The organism is Pseudoalteromonas sp. JC3, from assembly GCF_030291895.1.
Classification (GTDB): Bacteria; Pseudomonadota; Gammaproteobacteria; order Enterobacterales; family Alteromonadaceae; genus Pseudoalteromonas.
In genome coordinates this window covers 3,101,045-3,125,545 of the sequence record NZ_CP127855.1, presented here as the reverse complement: position 1 = coordinate 3,125,545, position 24,501 = coordinate 3,101,045, and the positions used below count along the sequence as shown (strand labels likewise).

Annotated in this window: 20 protein-coding genes and 1 pseudogene; 11 read left to right on the top strand and 10 right to left on the bottom strand. The window is 42.7% G+C overall.

What is annotated here, in order from left to right; genetic code table 11:
- Positions 1-147 precede the first annotated feature (147 nt).
- Positions 148-402: pseudogene (locus QSH61_RS13420) on the top strand (transposase); the annotation flags it as partial.
- A gap of 232 nt (positions 403-634) precedes the next feature.
- On the opposite strand, the gene QSH61_RS13415 reads toward QSH61_RS13420, so the two are convergent.
- The 3 genes from QSH61_RS13415 to QSH61_RS13405 form a co-directional block, all read right to left on the bottom strand.
- Positions 635-1,363 carry a CPBP family intramembrane glutamic endopeptidase gene (locus tag QSH61_RS13415; RefSeq protein WP_206473298.1) on the bottom strand — a complete coding sequence of 243 codons (729 nt, stop codon included), beginning with the start codon at positions 1,361-1,363 and terminating at the stop codon, positions 635-637.
- A gap of 293 nt (positions 1,364-1,656) precedes the next feature.
- The gene (locus QSH61_RS13410; protein WP_206473300.1) at positions 1,657-1,809 is read right to left on the bottom strand and encodes a hypothetical protein; all 153 of its coding nucleotides are present in this window, start codon (positions 1,807-1,809) and stop codon (positions 1,657-1,659) included.
- An 842-nt stretch (positions 1,810-2,651) separates the two neighbouring features.
- Positions 2,652-3,479, bottom strand: a complete 828-nt coding sequence (locus tag QSH61_RS13405) for a hypothetical protein (RefSeq protein ID WP_010606540.1) — start codon at positions 3,477-3,479, stop codon at positions 2,652-2,654.
- Positions 3,480-3,813: 334 nt separating this feature from the next.
- Between QSH61_RS13405 and QSH61_RS13400 the strand changes: the two genes are divergently transcribed.
- Both QSH61_RS13400 and QSH61_RS13395 read left to right on the top strand, forming a co-directional pair.
- The gene (locus QSH61_RS13400; protein WP_010606541.1) at positions 3,814-5,262 is read left to right on the top strand and encodes a RimK family ATP-grasp domain-containing protein; all 1,449 of its coding nucleotides are present in this window, start codon (positions 3,814-3,816) and stop codon (positions 5,260-5,262) included.
- Positions 5,262-6,371 (top strand): GNAT family N-acetyltransferase/peptidase C39 family protein, encoded by a 1,110-nt coding sequence (locus tag QSH61_RS13395; protein ID WP_045964265.1) that lies wholly within the window; start codon positions 5,262-5,264, stop codon positions 6,369-6,371. Before QSH61_RS13400 ends, QSH61_RS13395 begins: the two co-directional genes overlap by 1 nt.
- A 66-nt stretch (positions 6,372-6,437) precedes the next feature.
- On the opposite strand, the gene QSH61_RS13390 is transcribed toward QSH61_RS13395, so the two are convergent.
- The gene (locus QSH61_RS13390; RefSeq protein WP_174169929.1) at positions 6,438-8,276 is read right to left on the bottom strand and encodes a di-heme-cytochrome C peroxidase; all 1,839 of its coding nucleotides are present in this window, start codon (positions 8,274-8,276) and stop codon (positions 6,438-6,440) included.
- A gap of 184 nt (positions 8,277-8,460) precedes the next feature.
- On the opposite strand from QSH61_RS13390, the gene QSH61_RS13385 reads away from it, so the two are divergent.
- From QSH61_RS13385 to QSH61_RS13365, 5 genes are all read left to right on the top strand, one after another.
- Positions 8,461-9,963, top strand: a complete 1,503-nt coding sequence (locus QSH61_RS13385; RefSeq protein ID WP_227386950.1) for an ethylbenzene dehydrogenase-related protein — start codon at positions 8,461-8,463, stop codon at positions 9,961-9,963.
- Positions 9,960-10,631 carry an Lcl C-terminal domain-containing protein gene (locus tag QSH61_RS13380; RefSeq protein WP_206473302.1) on the top strand — a complete coding sequence of 224 codons (672 nt, stop codon included), beginning with the start codon at positions 9,960-9,962 and terminating at the stop codon, positions 10,629-10,631. The genes QSH61_RS13385 and QSH61_RS13380 overlap by 4 nt, the downstream gene beginning before the upstream one ends.
- A gap of 11 nt (positions 10,632-10,642) precedes the next feature.
- On the top strand, positions 10,643-12,607 hold the full coding sequence (locus tag QSH61_RS13375; RefSeq protein ID WP_206473304.1) for a pre-peptidase C-terminal domain-containing protein: 1,965 nt from the start codon (positions 10,643-10,645) through the stop codon (positions 12,605-12,607).
- A 256-nt stretch (positions 12,608-12,863) separates the two neighbouring features.
- Positions 12,864-14,594, top strand: a complete 1,731-nt coding sequence (locus tag QSH61_RS13370; protein WP_206473305.1) for a hypothetical protein — start codon at positions 12,864-12,866, stop codon at positions 14,592-14,594.
- 88 nt (positions 14,595-14,682) lie between these two features.
- On the top strand, positions 14,683-15,150 hold the full coding sequence (locus QSH61_RS13365; RefSeq protein WP_206473306.1) for a DUF4920 domain-containing protein: 468 nt from the start codon (positions 14,683-14,685) through the stop codon (positions 15,148-15,150).
- Between the two features lie 3 nt (positions 15,151-15,153).
- On the opposite strand, the gene QSH61_RS13360 is transcribed toward QSH61_RS13365, so the two are convergent.
- From QSH61_RS13360 to QSH61_RS13340, 5 genes are all read right to left on the bottom strand, one after another.
- Positions 15,154-15,642 (bottom strand): hypothetical protein, encoded by a 489-nt coding sequence (locus tag QSH61_RS13360; RefSeq protein WP_029215865.1) that lies wholly within the window; start codon positions 15,640-15,642, stop codon positions 15,154-15,156.
- A 113-nt stretch (positions 15,643-15,755) separates the two neighbouring features.
- The gene (locus QSH61_RS13355; RefSeq protein ID WP_174169935.1) at positions 15,756-16,436 is read right to left on the bottom strand and encodes a glycine-rich domain-containing protein; all 681 of its coding nucleotides are present in this window, start codon (positions 16,434-16,436) and stop codon (positions 15,756-15,758) included.
- A 113-nt stretch (positions 16,437-16,549) separates the two neighbouring features.
- Entirely contained in the window at positions 16,550-18,316 is a 1,767-nt protein-coding gene (phaC, locus tag QSH61_RS13350; protein ID WP_206473307.1) for a class I poly(R)-hydroxyalkanoic acid synthase, read from the bottom strand.
- A gap of 62 nt (positions 18,317-18,378) precedes the next feature.
- Positions 18,379-18,726: a phasin family protein gene (locus QSH61_RS13345; RefSeq protein WP_206473308.1), complete on the bottom strand. Its 348-nt coding sequence runs from the start codon at positions 18,724-18,726 to the stop codon at positions 18,379-18,381.
- Between the two features lie 116 nt (positions 18,727-18,842).
- Positions 18,843-19,592 (bottom strand): SDR family oxidoreductase, encoded by a 750-nt coding sequence (locus tag QSH61_RS13340; protein ID WP_206473309.1) that lies wholly within the window; start codon positions 19,590-19,592, stop codon positions 18,843-18,845.
- A gap of 216 nt (positions 19,593-19,808) precedes the next feature.
- On the opposite strand from QSH61_RS13340, the gene QSH61_RS13335 reads away from it, so the two are divergent.
- Complete coding sequence (locus QSH61_RS13335) at positions 19,809-20,351, top strand: GumC domain-containing protein (protein ID WP_010606555.1); 543 nt, start codon at positions 19,809-19,811, stop codon at positions 20,349-20,351.
- A 114-nt stretch (positions 20,352-20,465) separates the two neighbouring features.
- On the top strand, positions 20,466-21,311 hold the full coding sequence (locus tag QSH61_RS13330; RefSeq protein ID WP_206473310.1) for a TolB-like translocation protein: 846 nt from the start codon (positions 20,466-20,468) through the stop codon (positions 21,309-21,311).
- A gap of 25 nt (positions 21,312-21,336) precedes the next feature.
- On the opposite strand, the gene QSH61_RS13325 is transcribed toward QSH61_RS13330, so the two are convergent.
- Positions 21,337-22,854, bottom strand: coding sequence for a winged helix-turn-helix domain-containing protein (locus QSH61_RS13325; RefSeq protein WP_206473313.1), 1,518 nt, complete (start codon positions 22,852-22,854; stop codon positions 21,337-21,339).
- Positions 22,855-22,992: 138 nt separating this feature from the next.
- Between QSH61_RS13325 and QSH61_RS13320 the strand changes: the two genes are divergently transcribed.
- Entirely contained in the window at positions 22,993-24,420 is a 1,428-nt protein-coding gene (locus tag QSH61_RS13320) for a serine hydrolase domain-containing protein (protein WP_206473315.1), read from the top strand.
- Positions 24,421-24,501 lie beyond the last annotated feature (81 nt).

Here is a 24,501-nt window from a genome sequence, read left to right as displayed (position 1 = left end):
CTCGGTTTTGATGTAGAGATACGCTTGGGCGCTAAAAATTAGCCTATCTATAAACGTTTTTGACCAAAGTGATTGAAGTAATTTTATACCTTTTTACCTAAGTTTATTCAGCGTTGATACAAATAGTAGTGGGTGTCATCGATTTCTCTTGATCACTATATTGAATTAGTTGAGCTCACGGGCAAATGCATTCGAGTCGATAAACGCGGGTATATCAATGAAGCACAACCGATTCTTACTCGACTCAATATAGAACCTGAGAACTGGATAAAACTCACCACGCAATTTTCTCGGGTATTTCATGGTGCAGTGGGCCGAGAACGGACAATAACCGCTTACTGTGAAACACTGCAAAAAAGACGGCGGACAAACCTAACAAACTGCGAGCGTTTGTTGGCTTAGCAAAACTCACATTCTCAACGCTAGAATTTCTTATTTCTGTATTTACAGCGCTTTGTCGTGCACGATAACTCGGTTTTGATGTAGAGATACGCTTGGGCGCTAAAAATTAGCCTATCTATAAACGTTTTTGACCAAAGTGATTGAAGTAATTTTATACCTTTTTACCTAAGTTTATTCAGCGTTGATACAAATAGTAGTGGGTGTCATCGATTTCTCTTGATCATCGATTCCATTAAACGAACCATATTGGTGCAAAAAGAACGTAACTATTCGAAGTCATATGAGCAACAATACTATAATTGATATTTTCGGTTTTAAGCCTAATGAACCCTAAGATAAGGCTATAAATTAAAAGGACTATGAGCGGCAATATCTGTTGGTTTTGGAAATGAAATAGTGTAAATAAAATACTAGGAATCCCTACAGCTCCAACAGAACCGAGCGTCGTACTAATCAACTTTTTAAATAACCACCCTCTAAATATAAACTCTTCCATTATAGGGGCAATAATGCAAATAGCAAATGCAGTTAAAGTAGCCTTCTCATATGAGTTGATGAATTCTCTAACTTCAAGTGAAAAGCCATCAATAGGAATATTATTGAAACTGAAAAAAACATCAAAAGAAAATTCCAAAAGCGCTGTAAAAATTATCACATATAAAATATAAGTTGACTTTACTTTGTTAAATTTTAAATAGGATAGTGTTTCGTAAATGCTTTTACAGCCAGCGGCATATATTAGTAATGGAAAAAATAATATTGGAGATAAAATCGATGTCCAAAGCGCTATCATCACCTCTATCTGAGGATCTTTTGTTTCATAAATGTTCAGTCCATTTATAGCTAAGATAACAGATACAATAAAACTAAATAGTACAGAAGGTGCAAAACTTAATGCGATACACCACCCAAATATAGAGAAATCTAAGTTAGATTTCTCATGATACACGCCTTCAACCACAATAGCCCCTCTATTTCAAGCCTGAAATAGTTAAATCAACCAGCATTTTTATATATCTAAAAGTTACAAATTCGATTAAATGGACGAATGAAATTTGAAATTCTATAGTATAATAGATGTGTTTTTAACAACTAAATAAGAGGTGGTTGAAACTTTACAGACACCTATAAACTTATAAGGTGTTAAGGTAATTTATAACATTAAATATTTTTAAAGTCGCTCCAGTTAGTTAAGTTTAACTATTCAATTAAGATTGTGGAGCGATCACTGTTATTAAGATTAATTAACTAAAATTAAGGTCTCCATCCTCCAGCACCATACCTATCTCCTCCTGCTCCGCCGTCCGATTCAAGAGCTAACCAACGTAACAGTTTAACAAGCCTACTACCACCATTTATTTGTTTAATTTCATTTGCTTTTAATTCACACATAATGTTATACTTCATTTATCCGGCCTTGCTTTCTTTTTAGAAAAGAGTGTCGGGTGATTAGTTTGCTCAATATCTCATGATAATGAGCTGTTAATTAAGCTGGCTTTAGCTATCTCGCTAAAGTTGACTAAAGTCAGCCGTTTTATTTTCTAACAAGGCTGTTCGATATTGCCTAAATAGAAAAATCTTTTTATTTCGGTTCTTCTAAGTAAGGTATTAACTCACTCTTCCTTTTAGGCTATAAATGGGTTCTAACAACCACTCAATTAAAGCCCCATGCTCTTACATAGTACCAGCTTCAAATGTCACTTTACTTTTTGTTTATATGCTTGCATTTGCTACTTTGTTAATCTTACTCTTATTTTTTGTGTTATTTCTGCGACTGCAAGCTTTCACATTATATTTTTCTTCCGCGAGTATAGAACCATTTACATTAATCTAGTCAATTCCAGTCGGGGACTCGCTGTGTACGAGTCCTAAGATGCGACTTGATAAAACTACCATAAAAATTCACAAGAACAAAAATCAATAAAATAAAATTTATCACATTATATCATAGTGCTAGTTGTGTTTGTTATAGAGCAATAACAACTAGATTTGCCAATCATAATAATTATTTTCAGGTATGTAGCCGACAGGGTGGGATTCCACTTCAGTTTCTTCAGTTTGTGCTGACACCCACCTAAAGTTTGTGTATTCAAAAGATGACAGCTTCAACTTTGAAGTGCCTTCCCTGTATCGGTGAAAATATGGGATGGGTATTATCTGTTCGCTCTCTTTTTAAACCTAAATTTACCGGCAACGTTATGTTGAAAGTCGAATAGTAGTGATTATTCTTCTTTAATCATGTTAAACCGCTAGTCCTTTTTATGCTTTGCTTCTTCAGAGCAATATGATTCTTGATGCGTACTTTCTACGCAATGACAAAACCAGCTTTCAAAACGTTTGAGATAATAAGCTCCTCCGAATCCATCGTTCTTATCATAAACAATGTAATCAGTGCCGCCACCTCTAAGGTACTTCTCTCCGGTGCCAACATATTCCCAATAGGTTAAGGAAGTGAATAAATAATTGTCATTAACCAAAAAACCAAGAAAATTAGGAGTATGTTCATAAAGGTAAGTTTTGATCGTGACGTGTTTCATTCCCTCGGCTTGCAACCTTTGCTTGGTAAATTCTATTTCCTTTAATACCGATTGGACTACAGAATATCTTTCCGTACCACCATCGATTGAGCCGACTTGTTGCGGCGCTAATAAAGCTATCTCTATGACTATTTGCTTTTTACTCAAAAGACACATCTCTGAGCTTGGATCTAAAAATCTGGCAATTACAGTACTCCAGCCATGTCTTCCTGCGACACCGATATATTTGATATTTATTTCTCGTTCAGATTCACATAGTCGACCAATGTCTCCTAACAAGTCATTGGATTTAATTATTTTTACTTCTCTACGATTGTGCAAAACAGCATCGTATATTTTGAACAAAAGCTCCAGCAAGATAAATGCAATAGGTAACATCAACCCTGTTTTGATGGTGTTGGCTACTTCAACTCTAAAAAATAATTCAGTTGGCAGCATGTCAACAACGACTGCAAGTAACAACAATAATATTAGTAGTTCTTTTTTAGTCGTTTCATACGCGATACGAAGTCGGGCCAGAAGATTTGCTTTCCTTTGCATGAGGAAGTCCTGTTATTTTATTTTTGATCAATTAAGTATTGTAAACTTTACTGATAATGCAATTTTTCTTCATCGTTAGCATTAATCTTATTTATCGAACCTTTAACTTGTTTAACTGATTGAAAATAAAGGTTTTTATTCCAACCGCCGACAGCAAGAAAGATTTATCTTGAGAATCAAAATTACTCAATTGCTAAGTGCTATATTTAAGATTACAACTACTCCACTTTTATGTGGGCCCTTGAATTTGCCCACTAACCCTATGTTAAATTGTGGGGTGCCTAAACCATCATGTACTGATGTGCTAACGCATCGCCACCTAAGGATTATTTAGATGCTATCTACTCTATTCGTTGTTGATCAAAATGCAGATGTACTGCCTTTGGCAAATAACGTAGTGACGTTTGAAACGTATTTGCAAGAGTACCCAAAGCTCGGTGAATCAAAACTTCGAGTGATTAATTTATGTGACTGTGACCGTTATTTAAGCCAAGGTTATTACTGCTCTTTACTTGCTGAAGCGCGTAATCACCAAGTGCTTCCGAGTCTAAAGGTTATTAATGGTTTACGTGATGGCGATAATGCGTTGTTTTTATCGCAAGCCTGGTTTGATAAGCGTGGGATCGCGATTACCGATGACGCTGAGCTGATCATTTGTATGGGCGAAACCCAACAGCCTGAATTTAGTAAGTTGGCGGCGTATTTATTTCAGCAATTTCCAGCGCCTTTACTAAAAGTGACATTACAGCAGCAAGATAAAGGCGTGCGTGTGCAGGTGCAGCGTCGCGATTTTTCGACTCTACAGGTGGCGCAGCTTGAGTTTTGTACTCAAGTATTAGGTCATGTGCATGCCACTCAGTGGAACAAACGTAAGAGCCACAAAAAGTATCGCTGGGATATTGCGATGTTGGTGGACCACGATGAAAAATTGCCGCCAAGTAATAAAGGGGCGATCAGCCGCTTTGTTAAAGCGGGTGAAAAGCTTGGCATTAAAGTACATCCATTAGAAGCGGCTGAGTTATACAACTTAGGCCAATACGATGGGCTATTTATTCGTGAAACCACAGCGATTGATCACCATACTTATCGCCTTGCGCAAGAAGCAGAGCAAAAAGATTTAGTGGTAATTGATGACCCAAGCTCGATCCTACGCTGTTGTAATAAGGTGTTTTTACATGATGCCTTTAATTACAAGAAGGTGCCAAGTTTAGAAACGCGATTTGTGAGTCAGTGTAATGAACAAGTAATCGATAAACTCATTGCAGAGTTATCGCTACCTATGGTGCTTAAAATGCCTGAGAGTTCGTTCTCAAAAGGCGTATTTAAAGTAAAAACCAAAGAAGAGCTTGGCGAGCGTTTACAAGAGCTGATGAGCGTCTCTGCGATTGTGTTGGCGCAAGCTTACTTATACACAGATTACGACTGGCGTATTGGGGTATTAAATGGCCGTGCGATCTACGCATGCCGTTACCATATGGCACGTAACCATTGGCAAATCTATAACCATGAGTCAAAACGTAATTTCTCGGGTGGGTTTGACACGCTACCAACGTTTGAAGTGCCAAAAGCGGTGTTACGTGCAGCGTTAAAAGCGGCGGCAGTTGTGGGTAATGGTTTGTATGGTATTGATATTAAAGAGCACAACGGCAAAGCCTACGTACTTGAAGTAAACGACAACCCGAATATTGATCAAGGGGTTGAAGACAAATATCTTGGTGACGAGCTGTACATGCAAGTGATGTCTGAATTTTCAAGACGTCTTGAAGCGAGAGGTAAAAAGTAATGTTGCAAGCCGCGTTGGTGCTTGAAAAGGCGACACAACAAGATTTGAACTCACTGAATGCGCTGGAACAAAACTGCTTTAGTGCGGATAGACTGAGTCGTCGCCAACTCAAGCATTACATCAGTTTTGAACATAGCCTGCTGCTCACTGCAAAGTTGGCAGGGGAACTTGTGGGCTATGGGCTGCTTTGGTTGCACCAAGGAACGCGGCTAGCAAGGCTTTATTCATTGGCGGTATCGCCTCATCATCAAGGTAAAGGGATCGCACGCCAATTGATGTCTGAGCTTGAAGTCAGAGCGGGTGAAATGGGCTGGTTATATATGCGTTTAGAAGTGGCTAAACGCAATGACGCGGCCATCGGCTTATATAAACGCATGGGTTATCGTGTATTTGGCGAGTATCAAAACTACTATGCGGATCATGATGACGCGCTAAGAATGCAAAAATGTGTGCGTAAGCTGTCGCAAAAGGCGGTGTTGCATCAGGCACCTTGGTATCAGCAAACGACAGACTTTACTTGCGGACCGGCGTCACTGATGATGGCAATGGCGAGTATAGATCCAGGCTGTATGGGCGATCAGGCCTTAGAGCTTGAAATATGGCGTGAAGCGACCACCATTTTTATGACCGCAGGTCACGGCGGCTGTCACCCATTTGGATTGGCATTGGCTGCGGAGCGCCGTGGTTTTGCGGCAGAGGTGATGGTGAATACGGCGGGCCCGCTATTTTTAGATGGCGTGAGAAGCGCGCAGAAAAAGCAGGTGATGACCTTAGTTCATGAACAATTTCGTCAAGAGTGTGAATATCGTGATATTGCTATTCACCAAGCCGATGTAAAGCTTGAACAGGTTGAACAATGGTTGTTACAGGGCAGTGCGGTATTGGCCTTGATCAGCACTTATCGGCTAAACGGTAAAAAAGCGCCGCATTGGGTGCTTATTACGGGGTTGGATGAGTTGTGCTTATATCTTAATGACCCTGATGTTGAGGACGACCAAAACCCTATCGACTGCCAGCAAGTACCAATCGCAAGGTCGGATTTTGAAAAAATGATGACGTTTGGCGCAAGCAAGTTAAGTGCGCTGGTGGTGTTGCACGAGTCATTTTAAATAACCTTTTCGGTTATAAGTCAAAGGGCCTGTATTCGGCCCTTTGTTTATAGCGCTAAACGGCGTTTATAGCGTTTTCAAAAACTCAACGATTTGCCATTTTTCATTGTCACTCAAGGTTGTGCCGTAAACGTGACCGCTATTATCATTGCCCGGCATCACTTCACCGCTGGCTTTGTTCACTTTGAACTCGTTCATGCCTTGATGAGTAATATAACCAACGTTGATAGGATCGAATTCACGACTGCCAACCCAGAAGGTATCTGGGCGCGACTCTGGTGATTGTAGTAGTGACCATAGGTTTGGCACAGAGCCATTATGTAAATAAGGCGCGGTTGCCCAAATTCCATTTAACGGCCTTGCTTTGTAGACACCCGCATCGTAAAAACCATCCACACAGTCTTCGTTAGTATTGGGGGTTAACTGTTGTCTATTTGCCAAATAGACTTTGAGGCGCTCTTCAATGGATTTTTTCACGGTGGTTTTCTTACCATCTGGCCCGGTGCGTTCTGCTATTAAGCCCGCTTCGATTGCTTTGATGGGATCTTTTAGCACTAGACCCACAACCCCGTTTACTGGGATATCGATAGCGCTATCCACCGCTTGGAATTTGTCTCCCGCGATAATGTCGGTTTTTGTGCCTTCCAAGAACAGTGTTTTTGCCATGTGGCAGCTGGCGTTATTAGACATAGTCGGATCGGTACCAATCTCTTTTACCGGTACTTTTACCGCTTCGTAATCTTTAAGTAGATTTTTTTGGTCAATTAATTGATGGCAGCTAGCACAATTTGCTTGGAATAGCATTTTTCCTTGTGCCGCCTTATTGGTGTCAATCCCTGGAAGGTATTGCTCAGGCCAAGCTGGTGGCAGAAGTGTTTTTACCCACGCTTCTAGTTGCCCTAACGCATGTAAGTCTACCGTTGAGCTATATCGAGCATGTTTCCCCCAAACGCGCTGCCAAACCGGTGCTTCTTCAATGGATAACGAACCAAACACACCGACAACTTCACCAATGTTGCGTACTAATGGGCCGACCACAGGAATATTGGGTGCGGAAGCATTCCACTGCACAACATTTGACTGGTGCGTCCCCCATAAAAATGGATAGGAGACGGGCGCGGTGGGCGCATTTTTATTGTTAAGGTCGTCAAGCGCAAATGCCGTACCGGCGTTTTGAATATTGCCAAACGCATCAAGTCGAGCATAGCTGGTAAAATCGTCTGGATAGTCTTCGGGTAAGTCATTAACGGTTTGTCGCTCGGCGGTTGCAAGCGCCACATGCTTGAGATCGTCTCGTAAATCATCAATCAATTCTTGCGATGCCCCTTCTTTTAATACGCGCATCGCGAAACGGCTAAACTTTTGATTATCGTTAAGGGTCGCTTCTAACGCGGCATTTAGGCGGCTAAAGAAGAGTACAAAGTTGGCGAGGGTGGGCGCACCTTCTATCAAGATTTTTGTGCCGTTATAGTCAATTTGGTTAGTGTGACATGCGGCACAGGTCATTCCGACCCAAGCTTGTCCCGTAGTTTGATTGTTATGCACGGCAAAACCGATGGGCAAGCCTGAAGGGTTATTGGCGGCGGTTTTACTGGGCAGGTAGCGCAGCATTTCCATATGTTCGCTATCGCGAAAGAGCTTTTTACTGTTAGGTTGCTCTAACCAAGTAAACCAAGTATAGGGAATGATTTGTGACCCTTGGCCTGTGAACCAAAAGTCTTGCCGAAGTTTATCTGACCATCCTTGATTGAGCCAAACTCGCTCAGGCACTTGACCAGATTCTGCAACTGGGTCGAGCGTTTCTTTTGGCACTGAAGGTTTTTTACTTGGTGAGCTACAACTTGCGAGAAACAATGTGCAAGCCACTGCTGCACTTACATATTTTATTACTAGTCTATTGTTCATGTTGAACTGTCCGTGACGGTGGAAGTACCAACTACCTTAGTACAAACTAATTAACAATCAAGTTACACGGCATTACACTTGCCGCTGATTCACAAGATGAGAAAGTCTCATCTTTCCAAATATGAAATATTTATGTAAATTTATTTGTTTACACTAAATTTACTTTATTTGTTTGGGAGCGGTTGTGCGTCGAAGTAGTTTTGCCATTTTTCATGTTATGGCGGTAATAGTTATCTTGGTTGGGTTACTGACAGGTCCTCGTTTAGGCATTATCAATCATGATTTTCTGGCGTTTCTTTCGCCTTTGCTTCCACAAGGCGCGTTGCTGTCAATGCATGTGTTATTTGGTTGCTTACTCACCTTGATTGCGATTGTTTTTACTTTGGCAACCATTCGCGCACCGTTTCGTGGTGCACCAAGCAAGTTTGATAAAGCTGTTAACTACATTGGGTATCTTGTTATTGTGCTGAGTATAGCCACAGGATGGTTACTTTGGCTCAATCCAGAGAGTCTAAGTTTAGTCATTCATGGGTTATCAGCGACAGGCATTTTTTTGTATTTGGTGTTACATGGCATAAAGCACACGGTGTTTAAGGGCAAGCAAGTACTGAGCGTGTTATTGCCCCGAAATGCGCTTATTTTGCTCAGTTGCAGTATTGCTCTGGTGTATTTTTGCGGCCTTGGGATAAAGCTTATTGTTGCAGATCAGCATTTACGGTTAGAAGTTGCGCCGCTATCAAGGCAAAGTCACCTTGAAATAGACGGTAAAGGAGACGAGCCTGAATGGTTGCGTGCTAAGCCTATTAAGTTAACTACATTTGGTGGTGCAAACTTCTTGGATGGGAGTAGTGAGGTCGAAATAAAAGCGTTGAGCAACCATGATGAAACCTTCTTTCTGATCCGCTGGCAAGATCCGACCGAAAGCCTAGAGCATCTGCCGCTGGAAAAAACCTCGGACGGTTGGCAAGTACAAGAAAATGGCTTTTATCGCTTTGACGAGCGCACTTATTACGAAGATAAGTTTGCCATCATGTTATCGACAACCTGTGAACTAGGAGGTGATGGCACCGTTCAATACGGCGATGCGCCGCTTACAGACAAGCCCCGTAACTGGCATGGCAAGGGCTATCACGCAAGTACGGACGGCCGCACGCGAGACTTATGGCACTGGAAAGCGCTGAGAACCAATGACATGTACTTGGCCGATGATAATTTTTTTGGGCCGCCTCAAAGCGTTGCTCTTGGGCAAAGACGCTACACCGCAGGGTATCAACCTGATGGCAAAGAAAGCGGTGCTTATGTGATGAACTGGCGCTGGTATTCACCAACTGAGGTTACGCCAAAGCGAATGCCAATTCCATCGCCGGATACCACTGAGCGCAAAGTCCTTGACTGGTTTGCCAGCGAAACCTACAACCCACAACGAGACATGGCGAAAATTGGCGAACAGCTCCCGTCCGTGTTGTACCGTTCAAATCGTTTTGAGGGAGATAGAGCCGATGTTAGAGCTAGGGGAGAGTGGCACGATGGCTATTGGACGCTAGAGCTGGTACGTAAACACCAAACGCATTCTCCCCTTGATGTTGAACTGCGCTCTGGTGTTTGCATGTGGGTTTCGGCATTTGATCACGCACAAATCGCGCATACTCGTCACCACAGAGCGATTCAATTGAGGTATATGCTATGACCGTAGCCTCACGTTTAATACTTAGTTTAGCGATTGCCGCTGTGGCGATTAGCTACTTGTTATTCAGCCCCTCTGAGCGAGAAATTCCAACTCATGCACGCTTTATTAAAGTCACTAATGACATGCAGTTTTTGTCTGTCTGGCAGGGTCCTTGGCATTGTGTCTATGACAAAAAGCTTAATCTGCTCTGGGAAGTAAAACGAGATGATGAGTCTATCCACGATGGCTATTGGAGTTACTCTTGGTATGACGGTCAATTTGGTCATGCTGATCAAGGTGATTGTTATTTCGAAGCATCCCACTGCGATAGCCAAGATCTGATCCGTAAAACCAACCAAGCTTTTTTATGTGGTAGTGCCGAGTGGCGCTTACCTACACCTGATGAGCTGCGCTCTTTAATTCAAACGCCAAATAGTCCCGGACAACCCCATATCGCAAGTGATTTTTTCCCACATATTAAAAATGGTGATTATTGGAGTGGTGAGGCTGGTGTGCCGTTACCCAAGTCGTTTAAGCGTGAAAAGTTAGGAGCAACGGCTGTGAATTTTCAATTTGCAGAGACGCTTTCGCTCCCTTATGCAAACGCCGCATTTGTCATGTTGGTGGCTACGCCATCAACACCACTCTCATTGGCTCAAAGTCGTGCTGAGCCTGTTACTCTAAACTAGGAACCAAGGAAATGAAATATACTCAAATGGCAACTTTTGTGGTTGCAGCAGGTCTATCTTGCAGCAGTTTTGCTGCGAGTGACTACCACCGTCTTGTGTGGGACACCAGTCCAAGCACTTCAGCAACAATAGGGTTTACACCTACATCAGGCACTAATCATATTGTAAAATATGGCAGCACAACGGATGAGCAGAGTTGGCAAAGTGCTGCGGTCAGCGCTACGCATACCTTTGACGGTGGCCTCTCAAGTTCATTTGTGAAATTAACCGGCTTAACCCCTGATAGTGCGGTTTATTATCGTGTTTGTGATTCACAAGGTTGCGGTCAGCGTTTGTGGTTCAGAACTGCGCCGCAAACGGCATCAGGGATCACTGCTGTAGCTGGTGGTGATACGCGCACGGGTTGGACAACACGCCGTAAAGGCAATGAGTTGATCGCTAAAATTCGACCGCTATTTATTATGCATGGTGGCGATTACACCAATGCAAACTCCGTTTCTGAAATGCGTGAATACTTAAAAGATTGGCAATTAACTTTTTCGGATGATTTGATTGATGGCCTTGCATACAAGCGAATTTATCCATTTGTAGCAACACATGGCAATCACGAAGACGATAACTACAAAACGCTATGCGAAGTATTTGGCGTAGATTATGACCAAGATGGTGCGTGTACAGCAAAAGATACCTATGGTGCTTTTAACGTGGCGGGGCTTTTAAGGGTTTATACCTTAAACAGCCAATTTAAAAATAGTGGCTGGTCGAGCTATGCCACAGCGATGAACAATTGGCTGAAAAGCGACTTACAGTCTCAGGGCAACAGCGCAACGTGGCGTATCGCTCAGTATCACAAGCCGATGTATCCTCACTATTCAGGTAAGTCAGACAACACCATATTACACACTTGGTGGGCACAAGACTTCTATAATAATGCGATGAACCTAGTGGTAGAGTCTGATACTCATATCAATAAACTGACTTACGCACTAACGCCTACCAGCAATGGCTTTACTGCAACGACCCAAGGCGGCACCGTTTATGTGGGTGAGGGAAGCTGGGGTGCACCGGCAAGAAGCGCCAATGATCCAAAAAGCTGGACTATCGACCTTGCGAGTATTCAACAGTTTAAAGTGTTGAGTGTGACAAATGATAAGCTTACTGTTCGAACTGCTGAGTTTTCAAGCAATGCAACTGCCTTATCTAAGGCGCAGCGAGATGCCGATCCGCTTGCGTTACCTATGAATATGACATGGTGGTATGCCGCTGAAATTGGTGATGAACTAAATCTGATCAAAGCAAGCAATAATCTATCTGTGATAGAAACTCCCATTATTGAGCCGCCAGCTGCAATTGAACTTATCAGTGGTCAAACACAAGCGAATGTCACTGGCGCTAAGTCTTCTCAGGCACTTTATTACATTGATGCGCCTGCAGGAGCGACGCAGCTAAAAGTTGAAACGGCGGGCGGTAGTGGTGATGTAGATATGTATGTGCGTTTTAATGCGGAGCCAACGACACAAAACTACGATTGTCGACCCTATAAATCAGGTAATAATGAAGTTTGTACAATTACTCCAGTACAAGCAGGTCGTTACTATGTCATGCTTGATGGCTATGAGCGTTATTCGGGCGTTGCGCTAACGGCTACGGTTTATACTGACACTCCTCCTGATCAAGGTAATAGCCAGCAATGGTTGGATCAGTCCGCCAGCAAAGGCCAGTGGCAGTATTATACTTTTGACGTGGCACAGGGGACACGGAGCCTACAAGTAAAGGCATCGGGTGGTACTGGTGATGCTGATTTATATCTGCGTTTTGGTCAACAACCAAATAGTAATACCTACGAGTGTCGGCCTTATGAAAATGGCAATAATGAAACGTGCACAATCACCAATCCAAATGTGGGAACTTGGTATATTGGACTCTATGGTTACGCTGCTTTTTCAGGGTTGACTTTACAAGCAGAAAGTCAATAACTCTGTAAATGAGAGCTTGGTGGTTATTGATGTAACGATCAAGCTCACTTTAAAACTGACCGAATATTGAGAGTAACTTGACTGCGCACAATTAATGGAATTGAGACAATAATCAGGGTACAATAGCGCTGCATTTTTGGACACTTAGGTGTTTTGATGCAACGACCTCTGACGCGCGCAATCGTTGCGGTTCGTAGGGAAGAATAAATTTACCACGTGTTTGGCTATGTTCCGTGGTGATAACAAGGATCACATTATGAATACAAAACTTCTCGTTGGCTTAGGTGCTGTGGCTATTGCCGTTGGTGCTTATGTAACCACTCAATCATCATCTTCTTCAAGCATCGCGATGGAACAACTGGAATATGTTCCGGCTGATACCGCGGTATTTTGGGGGCAATTAACGCCTTTTGAGCAACAAAAATATTTGTCTTTCATGCCTGAAGAGCTTCGACAGGTTCAAAATATCGAAGAGATAACTGGGTTGCTTAGAAAAGAAAATGATAAGCATTTGGACTTTGTAGCAACGCTACTAGAGCAATACAATCTAGCGATGACATCCCCTGAACAAATGAAAGCTATCTTAGGCATGGGTGATACGGTCAGAAGTGTATTCTACACAGTTGGTTTGCTGCCAACATTGCGCTATGAACTGGCGGATCCTGAGGCTTTTCAACGTACGATAAAAATGGCTGCAAAAGATGCCGAAATCACATACCAAGAAGATACGCTTGATGGTGTCGCATTAACGCGTTATCAGCTTGAGTTCGCGCCAGAAGCTAAATTTGAGCTTATCACATCCGTGCAAGGTCAATGGGTAACAACAACATTTAACACGCCAATTAACACCGAAGCGGATTTAAAAGTTGCTTTGGGTATTGCCAAACCAGCCCAGTCACTGGCGCAATCTGGCAAACTTGAGCAATACAATACGCAGTTTGGTTTTGATGGTTCGTCAATTGCGTTTCTGAACCATGTGGCTATCGTCGATGGTATTACTGCAAACAAGCAGTCTGATTTGACTCGTATGTTAAATAATCTATTGCAGCTAGGTGGTGGTACTGAGAAATTAGCAGCGGTACGTGCTCCAGAGTGTCAGGCGGACTACAGCGAAATCGCCAATCTGTGGCCTGCGACGGTATTGGGTACCAAGAATATCAAATTTACAAATTCCGCAATCGACTTTGAAGTTGATACTGTGGTGGTGGGTAAAGATGCTGAACTGATGAAAGCGCTTGGGTCTATCCGTGGTTTTATTCCTGCGCACGTCACCAACGGCGAAGAGAAAGTACTAGGGTTTGGCTATGGTGTTGATGTTGCAAAAGTTGCGCCGCTTGTAAACACCCTGTGGGGCCGCTTTACTAAAGCTGAATTCAAGTGTTCTGAACTCGTTGCGCTACAGCAGCAAGCGAAACAAAACAGTCCAATGGCTATTGCGATGATGACAGGCATGGCGAACTCGGTTAAAGGCGTGAGTGCATCCGTTTTTGATCTTGTTATGGAGCCAAACGACCAAGGCATGCCAGAACCTAAAACGTTTGATGCGCTAGTCACATTATCTGCTGAAGATCCTTTAGTACTTGTTAATACGGTGAAAGGGCTTGCACCTATGCTGGGTCAAATTCAAATCCCAGAAGATGGTACTCCGGTTTCAATTAACCAGTACATTCCATCTCCACAGCCTTTAGATGTAGATATTAAACTAGCAGTTAAAGGCGATCACTTGGTATTGTTTACGGGTGAAAAGGCGACGGTTATTGCTGAGAAAATGGCAAACCAAGCGCTAGAAACCAATGGCATGACGCATTTCAGCATGGATATGCAAGCGTTTTTAGCACCAATGTTAGAAGCGGCAAAAGCGACAGGTCAACCAATGCCTGAAGGTATTGATGCACTTTTACAGCAAAATATGGTGTTTGAGTTTAGTATGGATGTTGCAGATCATGGCCTTGTATTTGGCACTGATATGAAGCTGAAAAAACTATAACGAGCAAAAACCAAAATGACGTTAAAAATGCCGACTTTAAGTCGGCATTTTTGTTTATACTGGCTGTAATTTTTGAGAAGGAGGTTTTATGAAGTTACAAAATAGGTTGCTGCTGATGTTGGCATTGCTTAGCACTATATCTTATGCAAGTGATACCCAGTTTGGCGGCGGTGCGAACATGAACAAGCTTGTTGCGGCCGCAGATGTATTGAAAAACTCGGAGCAGTTTACGGGAAGTGAGATCACGCTGTCAGGTGAAGTGGTAAAAGTGTGCAAAAAGCGTGGCTGTTGGATGACACTGAAGGTAGATAATGGTGAGGAAATAAACGTAAAGGTACGGGATGGCGATATGGTTTTTCCAATGTCAGCCATTGGCAAGCGCGCTTATGCGACTGGTGTACTTGAACAGTTCGAGCTAGATATTGAGAAAACGAAGCGTTATTTGGCCCATAGAGCGCACGAAAACGGTGAAGCGTTTGATGCAAGCAAAGTCACTGAGGGGATGAGTCTAGTTAGGCTCAAACCGGATGCAGTAACGATTTTAGAAACAAAATAAAAGCTATTTCACAAGGACGGCGTACTCGAAGTTTGTACGCTGTGAATTTGGGCTGATCACCACTTGGTAAGTGTCAGCACCAAGCATCACATAATTCACCTTACCCACCTTTAGGGGTTTTGGTGTGCTATCTAAATCCATTATCCAGACACCAGTTTCGGTATCTGGTGCTAAATTTATTAAGGTTCTGCCGGCGTTATTTGGAATATATAAAGCGGCATTACTACTTTTACCCCAAATCGCTTTTAGTTTGTGGTTTTCCGACACCAATGTGTAATCCGCGGGGCCAGAAGGGCGCATATCGGACTGGCGCTTGACTTCACACTGTTCGCATTGAATTGAAGCAGCGGAAAGATGTGTTTGCAGCTGCCCGTCAAAGATAATGCCCTCAGAGGCTATTTTCCACAAAGGTTGGCCTTCACCCAACTGATGACACCCTGACACCAGTAAAGCTGAAAATACTAAGCTGTAATATTTGTTAACAATAGGCACCGGATCACCAAACGAAAACTAGTTAAACCGGTACAAATAGTAGCTAATCTTAAGCGTCAATATAAGGTCTTAACGTTAACGAATGTAAAAGGTTACTTCATCAATTATTAAGACTAACTGCTACAGCCGCTGCCACAACTTGAGCCACTATTACAACTTGAGTTTGAAGAACTCGACGAGGAGGTACTGCTGTCGCCACTGTCCATTGACGTACACCCGATGTGCCCCGCATAGGTTGTGCTGCTGGAGTCGCCTTTGGCAATGGGCTCTCGAAAATCAGTTGCCGAGTAGTAATAGCCATTTGGAATATTAAGTAAAGCGTCAACTGCGAATAATATAGGTAAAGTAGCCGGTCTGCGAGGAGATATTCCTTCGATGCTACAGCAGGCTCTCCATGTTTTACGCAGACTGAGCTGAGCTTTGTTTTTCCCTTTCATTGCCTCAGATGGACAATGATGTAAGAAACGGTCAAAGGCCTCATAGCAAAAGGAATGATACTCTTGTGTGTGTAAAATAAATTCATGCCACAGCGCATCGACAACCTGGGAGGGCATAGCTAAGGACTGATCTTCGAGCAATAAGTTCGCTTGGAAAAACTGCTTAAGGCCCAATTCAACCTGTGTAAGTTGCTCATTGGTAAGTTCAGGATAATGTTGACTGAGTTTGGGTCTTAAATGCGTGAGATCGTAATCTTGAATAAAACTACGTCTACGCGCCGTCATTTTTACTTTTTGATATTGTAATACACCAACAAAGACCACAAATACCGCAACAAGTAGAAGAAATCCAATCATGTTATTTCCCTATATTTTTGCGTTCTAGACTGACCGAATGTGTAGCGTGTGTCAATAACGGGAAATATTAGAAGCAAGATAGCTTGCCTCTAATTGATTTGATTGTAAGTTTCTTAAATACTCTGTTTGACGTATTCTCCGGGGGCATCGTAAATCCCCGGTTGTTCATCACTTTGCGCGGCACGGGCTGGAACTTGCTCTGGGTTTATTTGATGTAACCACTGTGCCCAATGCGACCACCATGACCCGCTTTCATGCTTTGCCGAGGCAAGCCACTCAGCGGGGTTCTCGTGGTCTTGTCCATCAAACCAATAACCATATTTGTTTGCACTTGGCGGGTTGACCACTCCGGCAATATGACCTGACTCCCCAAGCACAAAAGTGAGCGGGCTGCTGAGTCTTTTGGCGCCCTCAAAAGTGCCTTGCCACAGCGCAATATGATCGTCACGGGTAGAGAGAAAGTAGACAGGTTGCTTTACTTTACTGAGGTCAATTTTAGTGCCACGAATACTGACAGACTTGTCTTCAATAAGCTGATTATTAAGATATAAGTCCCGCAAAATAAAGTTGTGGCAGGCCGCTGTTAGATTTGTACTATCACTATTCCAATAGAGTAAATCTAAGTCAGCGGGCGCTTTGCCTTTGAGGTAGTTATTAACGAAGTAATTCCAATACAAGCTGTTTTCTCTCAGCATACTAAAAGAAGTACCGAGCAGATGCCCAGACATCACGCCATTTTGATTATTATACTGTTCTAGCGCATTAATGGTGGGCTCATTGATAAATGCGCCAAGTTCACCTGGCTGTGAGAAATCTAAAATCGTGGTCAACAAGGTTGCACTTTTTACTCTTTGTTTCATGCGCTTAGCAGCAATATAGGCCATACATGAGGTGAGTAGAGTACCGCCGATACAATAACCCACATTATGGATTTGTGTTTCGCCTGTTTGTTTTTCAGTTTGCTCTAAAGCACATAACACACCGTCTACGACGTAGTCGTCAAACGCAATATTTGCCATGCTTGGATCTGGGTTTTTCCATGACATCATTAACACGGTATAGCCTTGTTCAAGTGCCCATTTAACCATGGAGTTATCTGCTCTCAAGTCCAAAATATAGTATTTATTAACAAATGGCGGCACGATAAGCAGGGGAGTCTTGTGTACTTGCTCCGTAGTCGGATGATATTGGATCAATTCAAACAAGTGGTTTTGAAATACCACTCTACCCGGTGTACAAGCTAGGTCTTCCCCGAGTGTATACGCATTTTCATTGGTCATGCTGACTCGGAGCATTTCAGTACTTTTGGCTAGATCTTTTTTTAAGCGCGCCAGTCCATCGAATAGATTTTGCCCGTTACTTTCTAACGTCAGCTTAAGTAATTCAGGGTTGGTTGAAACAAAGTTGCTCGGTGATACTGAATTAACGGACTGTCTTGCAAAAAACGCTAATCGCTCTTTAAGTTTTGGGTCGAGGCCTGGAGTATTTTCAATGGTGTTTTGTAGTGATTGTCCAAACCAAAGATAGCTTTGTTTAAGGTAGTTAAACCAAGGATTTTCTTGCCAATCAGGGTCTACAAAGCGTTTGTCTCCACGTTCTGGGCTAATAATGTCTTCTTTATCATCGGTAGTTTGTGACATAAAACTGTTTTGAAAAATTGCAAACTGAGTCTGCCACCACGCATTTTGCTGTTTAATAAAGGTTTCCGGTTGCTGATTGAGTGCACTGAGCCAGCTTTGTAAGTCGGCTTGGTTTTGCTCATTTAATGCATTTTGTAATGGATTCTCTTTACCAAAATGTGTCGCTGCGAGCTGCCACAATTCTTGGTTATATTGCCACCACGCAGTTAACCCTTGCTCAATATTTTCTTGAGTGCCCATACAGGTAGATCCTTTGTGTTGTTTGAACGGGTAAGGCGACCTAAGTCGCCCAAAATTGCAGGTTATTGCGCTTTCGCGGTTTTTAGGGTGTCTTTGCCAAGAGATTCTAAGCTGTCTTTAAATTCTTGACCTAATTGAGAAAGCTTTTGACCATCTTGGATCATCTGTTGGCTTAGAGCGTTTAACGCGTTCAACTGACTTGCGTTAAAATCCATCATAGATTTTGCATCTTTGATTTCAGTCGCTTGCTTTAGCTGCTCAATGGATGTTTTAGTGATCTGTTCAGCCGAGTGCAGCTGAATTTTTGAGAGTGCTTCGATGTTTTTTGCTACGATTTGGTTAAACTGTACCGCTGGTGCAAAGAATTGCTCAGTTTGTTCGTTGAATGTTTTGAATAAATCGCTGTACATGGTCTTTTCCTTGTTATCGATTAAATTAACACAATGGATGATAGTGATCAGTTAGCACCACCGAACATCAGGGACAGCTCGCTCCCTCGGTGGTATTTAACCTGAGGTTTTTTAGGTTATTGCATATATAGGCCGCCATTGAGCGACAGGGTTTCCCCAGTAATGTAACCGGCTGCATTTGATGCTAAGTAAGCAACTGCGGCTGCAACTTCGTCAGGCGTGGCTAAACGTTGCATCGGTACTTGTGCTTTTATGCTATTTAATACGTCTTCACGCATGGCGCTTACCATAGGCGTTTCCGTGTAGCCTGGCGCTACTGCATTGACGGTGACACCGCTTCTCGCACCTTCATAGGCTAGCGCTTTAGTAAACCCAATCATGCCCGCTTTCGCAGCGGAATAATTTGCCTGCCCAAATTGACCTTTTAGGCCATTAACGCTAGAGATATTAACGATACGACCTTGCTTATTAGCGCACATTGCCGCAAAGACAGGGTTGGTCATATTAAAAAGGGAATTTAGATTGGTGTTGATCACCTCGCTCCATTGCGCGTGGGTCATTTTTTTAAACGCTGAGTCGCGTGTGATCCCGGCATTGTTTACGAGTAAATCGATATTACCAAATTCTTGTAGGACCTGAATCATCGCTGCGTGGCATTGTTCAGCGTTAGTCACATCCAAGAATAAAGGTTTTACTGCAGCTGGATTTATTTGTAGCGTGTTAAGCCAGAGATCAAAGTCGGCCTCATTACGCCTTTCGCTTGCTATCGCTATAACAAAAAAATCTTTTTCAATGAGTGTTTTCGTAATAGCAGAACCAATCCCACCAAAGGCACCAGTTACCACTGCAATTTGCTTGTTTTCCATAACGCTCCCGCGAAAAAAAGAGGCTATACCAACATACTTCCTAGCCGAGTTAGCTTATCGAGTATTTTTGCTGGTATTTATGACAAATTGGTCGCGAGTTGATGTCAGTTTGAAGACAGCGGAAACGAAATTAGGAACGCACAACATAAATTTAATTAAGTTTTTTCCAGCTTTTCCGATATGTATAACAATCAGTGTCTATCCCAAGGAGTGAAAATGGATATTCAAATACATCAAGGTGGCTTATCACCGTTAAAGCAACTGGCTGAGTTGAAATCACAGGGCTCGGCTCAAGCTGCTTCAAACCAGTTAGAATCGCAATCCCAAAGCGATGTGGAGGAAAAGCAAGAGGTACCCGCGATGCTTTCCAAAGAACTCGATGACGAAGCGGCTGGTTATAAGGAAGATAACCCTGTATTTAAAGAGGATTATGAAAACTTAGAAAAGGCAATGGACCTCATTCAAGCGCAAATTCGTAAGCTCCAAGAGAGAATTAATAAGCTAATGCAGTCCCAAGAGCAGCGTTTTTTACGGGTCGAACAACTCCCAGACGCGACTAATGATGAGCAGCAAGCTTTAATCGAACATGTAGGCAGTAAAAAGTATCGTGACCAAACAAAAGTAGATGAAGTGAAAGTGCTTGAAGAGCAGCTCTCTGAATTTAAACAGCAAGAAGCGGAACTTCGCATCCAGATGTTAAAGATGATTTTAGCGGAGCGGGAGCGATTAGAGGAGCTTAAACGTAAAGGAAAACGGTAGAAATCAGATAAAGGTCATTAATACATCATCAGAAATTCAAGAGAATTTTGCTGAAATTGTTACCTTACCCACTCTCATAAAATAACCTCTAACAGAAGAAAGTGAGTAATAAAAATGAAAATAAACATTGGTTTAGCGCTGTTGATGATATCAATGTCTGCTAAGAGTTATGCGCAGCTTATATCCGGTCCTTATCTTGGCCAAACACCACCTGGGGACACACCTCAAGTATTTGCGCTTGGCACGGTGTCAACAGAGCACAGAGATCACAATGCGTTTTTCTCTCCCGACATGAAAACTTTTTATTTTACGCGAAAGGACCTGAACGTGAACCGTTGGAGTTTAATTGCATACGAGCAGCGAGGTGAACAGTGGTATGAAACGACAGTAGGTCCAAGAGTTGGCAGGCCATTGCTAGCACCAGGTGGCGAGACCATGCATATGGGTAAATATATTATGACGCGTCGAGAGGGGAGCTGGTCTGAAGCCAAAAGTCTTGGTCCTATGTTTGATAAAGAAAGCTGGGGGATCATGCGGTTAAGTGCATCTGCGAGTGGTACGTATGTGTTTGACGATTATAAAGGTGGCGATGTTATTAGGATCTCTGAGGTGAAAAATGGTCAACGGCAAAGACCGGTTAAATTAGGTCCTGAAATTAACACTGGCCTTTATAATGCACATCCATTTATCGCGCCCGATGATTCTTACATTATATGGGACGGGGTTCGAGATTCAGGGTTTGGTAACTCAGATCTTTATATCAGTTTTCGTTTGAAAGACGGTAGTTGGGGCGAAGCGATTAATCTGGGAGACAAAGTAAACACGAGTGCGCGGGAGGCGTCAGCGAGTGTAACGCCAGATGGCAAATATCTGTTCTTTAACCGTACCACACCTTCAAGAGATGCTGATATTTTTTGGGTTGATGCTCAGGTCATCGAAACGCTAAGACCTGCCAATTAACTTATTGGCATACAGCGCACAGTGATTACTTCGGTGTGCGCTTTATTCTTTTCTTTAAGTTAGTCAGAGTAAGCTGCTCAACAATGTTATCTACAAAATGAGCTTGATCCGCCGTGATGTTGAAGGGCAATGCTTTAAACCTAAACTCGTCACTAAATCCCTGGTCAATAGCCTGTTTGAAATAGTCCTGAGCCTTGTCATTTTGCTGATGGTAAAGGCTGATGAGGCCGAGGCTAAAGACCAATTCAGGATCTTGGTTGCCGGCCTTTATCTGGTTGGCAATATCATCGATATATCTACTTATTGATTGATGCTTAGCAGTGAGAAATGACAAGTATAATTGACTGAATAATGCATATCTACCGTGCTTTTCAACCGTCAGCGCTAAAACATTGGTCGCTTTATCATGATGATTGTTACTTAGATAAGAAAGGGCTGTGAACCAGTTTAATGTCTGGGAATTTGGCGCGGCTTTGGCTAATAAATTAAGTTGTTGGATGGCTTGTTCATGCCGCGCTTGTTGCTGCAAAAACTGGACGTGTTCTAGTTGTATCCAAGGAGATGCCTTTACTTCAGGACTGGGGTTGACAAGTACCTTGTTAAACCAGTTGGCCATATGCATTTTGCGCAGGCAGTGGAGGTAGCTAGCAACTACTTTGGGTTCGCTGGGAGAAGCCTCATAAGCTTGGCGTGCTAGTGGGTATGCATCAATGGTATTGCCTTGCAAGAGATAGGTTTCGGCCAGATGTGACTTTAACAAGGGCCAATTAGGCGTATTTGCTACGGTGTCATTTAGAATTTTTTGCGCTTGTTGGTAATGCCCTTGAAGAAAATGGACTTGAGCCAAAAGCAGTTTTGCCGACGGACTATCGGGTGTTAAATTCAGTGCTTTTTCTGTATTGTTCCGGCTTTTTGTCAGCGCGTCTGCAACCTGATTATATAAATTATAGTCGCTCAATAATGCTCGACTCAATCCCTTATAACTCTCATCTACATCTTGTGATGTAGTGATGCTTTGCTGATACAGCGCTATCGCCCGTAAATTATCTTCTAAAGTTTGTTGGGTAAAGTGTTGTTGGGCGATGCTCAATGTTGCGTCATAGCTTGTTGAAGAAAATGGTGAGGTAAAAGGGGAGTGATATATACCAATAATGCACGCCAGAGCTAGGCCGATACTTCCGCCGGCTAGAGTCGTAAATCGCTTTACTGCTGGCGCTTGCGGTTTATGATTTATCTTATTAACGGTTGCACTAAAGCGGTATCCGAAGCTGCGTTCAGACACGATATATTCTGGTTTATTGGCATCATCTTCAAGGAGCTTTCGTAGCCTTGCTATTTGTTTTTTAATCGCATCATGAGTCACGACTCGACCAAGCCAAACTTGTTGTTCTAATTGCTGGTGGCTCACAAGGTGAGGTGCATGCTCAATCAGGTTCAGCAACAATCTATGCGCGAGCGGTGTCAGTACATGAGATACATCGCGATGACTGATGGTGCGAGAAGATACATCAAAATCCCATTTTTGATTCAACTGATACTGCAAGTTATAAATCCTGTATTTTTTATTTTATTGATTTAAATGCTTTTAATTGTTCTGTCACGCAATGTCACCAAAGCCCACTGGCAAGCCAACATTAAATACGTAGAGTAAGACTCGTCATAACAATAAACAAGGATTTACATGAAAGCATTACCCCATTTACTGTTATTTTTATGCCTGTTTTCTATGCCCGCTCAGGCGACGACTCAACTGCAAAAACAACTAGATGACTATATCGCGCAGTATCACCAAATTAAAGAGTTTGATGGTGCCGCTTTGGTTGCTCGAGGATCTGAGGTGTTACTGCAGCAAGGTTATGGATTTGCCAATGTAGAGTGGCAAATAGCAAATCAACCCAACACTAAATTTAAGCTAGCATCAGTGACCAAGCAGTTTACGGCACTTTTGGTATTACAACAGGTTGAGAAAGGAAAGATTGAGCTTGATGCCAACATTTCCAGCTATTTACCCACATACCGAAAGGATACGGGAGGCCAAATTACCATAAGGCAGTTACTTAATCACACGTCAGGCTTACCAGATGTGTTTCAACACCCCGAATTTCGTCAGGTGCAAAGTCACAACCCTTATAATCGCGATGAGTTTATCGACCATTTTTGCTCAGGAGACTTGTTGTTTGAGCCGGGTTCTGCGTTTCGTTACAGCAATGCCGGCTACACTATACTTGGACGTATCCTTGAGCTTGTGAGTGGAAACAGCTACTGGCAACTACTTGAAAAGCAAATATTAGCACCGCTAGATATGAAAGAAACTGGATTTGCCGATCATAAGCAGGTAATTAAGGGCCTAGCGAATGGTTACGATACCACGTTAAAGGGGTTCAAACATGCCGATTTTATTGACATGACAGTGCCTTTTTCCGCGGGCGCAATGTATTCAACGGTGCAAGATATGTATAAGTGGGAGCGTGCATTATACACAGATAAACTATTAACGCCTGAAATCAAGAGATTGTTATTTACCCCTTCCAAACACAGAAATTACGGATTTGGCTGGGAAATCACCAACAAAGGAGATGACAGTCAAATTAAAACGCTGGTTCACCATGGCGGTGGAATCCCAGGGTTTGGGGCTAAGATTGCAAGAGTATTGGAGGACAAAACGGTTATTATTTTACTGGATAATACAGGCGGCGCACCATTGACACAGATGGTTGATGGCATACTTGAAATCCTTGCAGGTAAAGCTGCAGCATCGCCCAAGTTAAGTCCATATCGGCTGCTTTTTGCAACGATTTTATCTGACGGTGTTGAAGTTGCGATTAAAAGTTATCAGCACCAAGCTCGTGCGGGGAAGGGATTAAGTGAGCGCCAACTAAATCGCTTTGGGTATCAATTATTGGAAGTCGGTTATTACGACGCCGCAATTGAATTTTTCAAATTGAATGTTGCGGCACACCCAAAAAGCGCGAATACCTATGACAGTCTCGCTGAGGCGTATCTGATTAAAGGAGATAAAACCAATGCACGTGTTACTTACCTGCAGCTATTGCAATTAGATAGTAACCATGAGGCGGCTAAGAGATTTGTAGAATCCGTCCTAAAGTGAGCGCTGCAATCAACTTTTGCTATGTCTGTTACCGAGCATTGTTTTTTTGATGATAGAGTGCCTCAATTATATAGCGCCTAG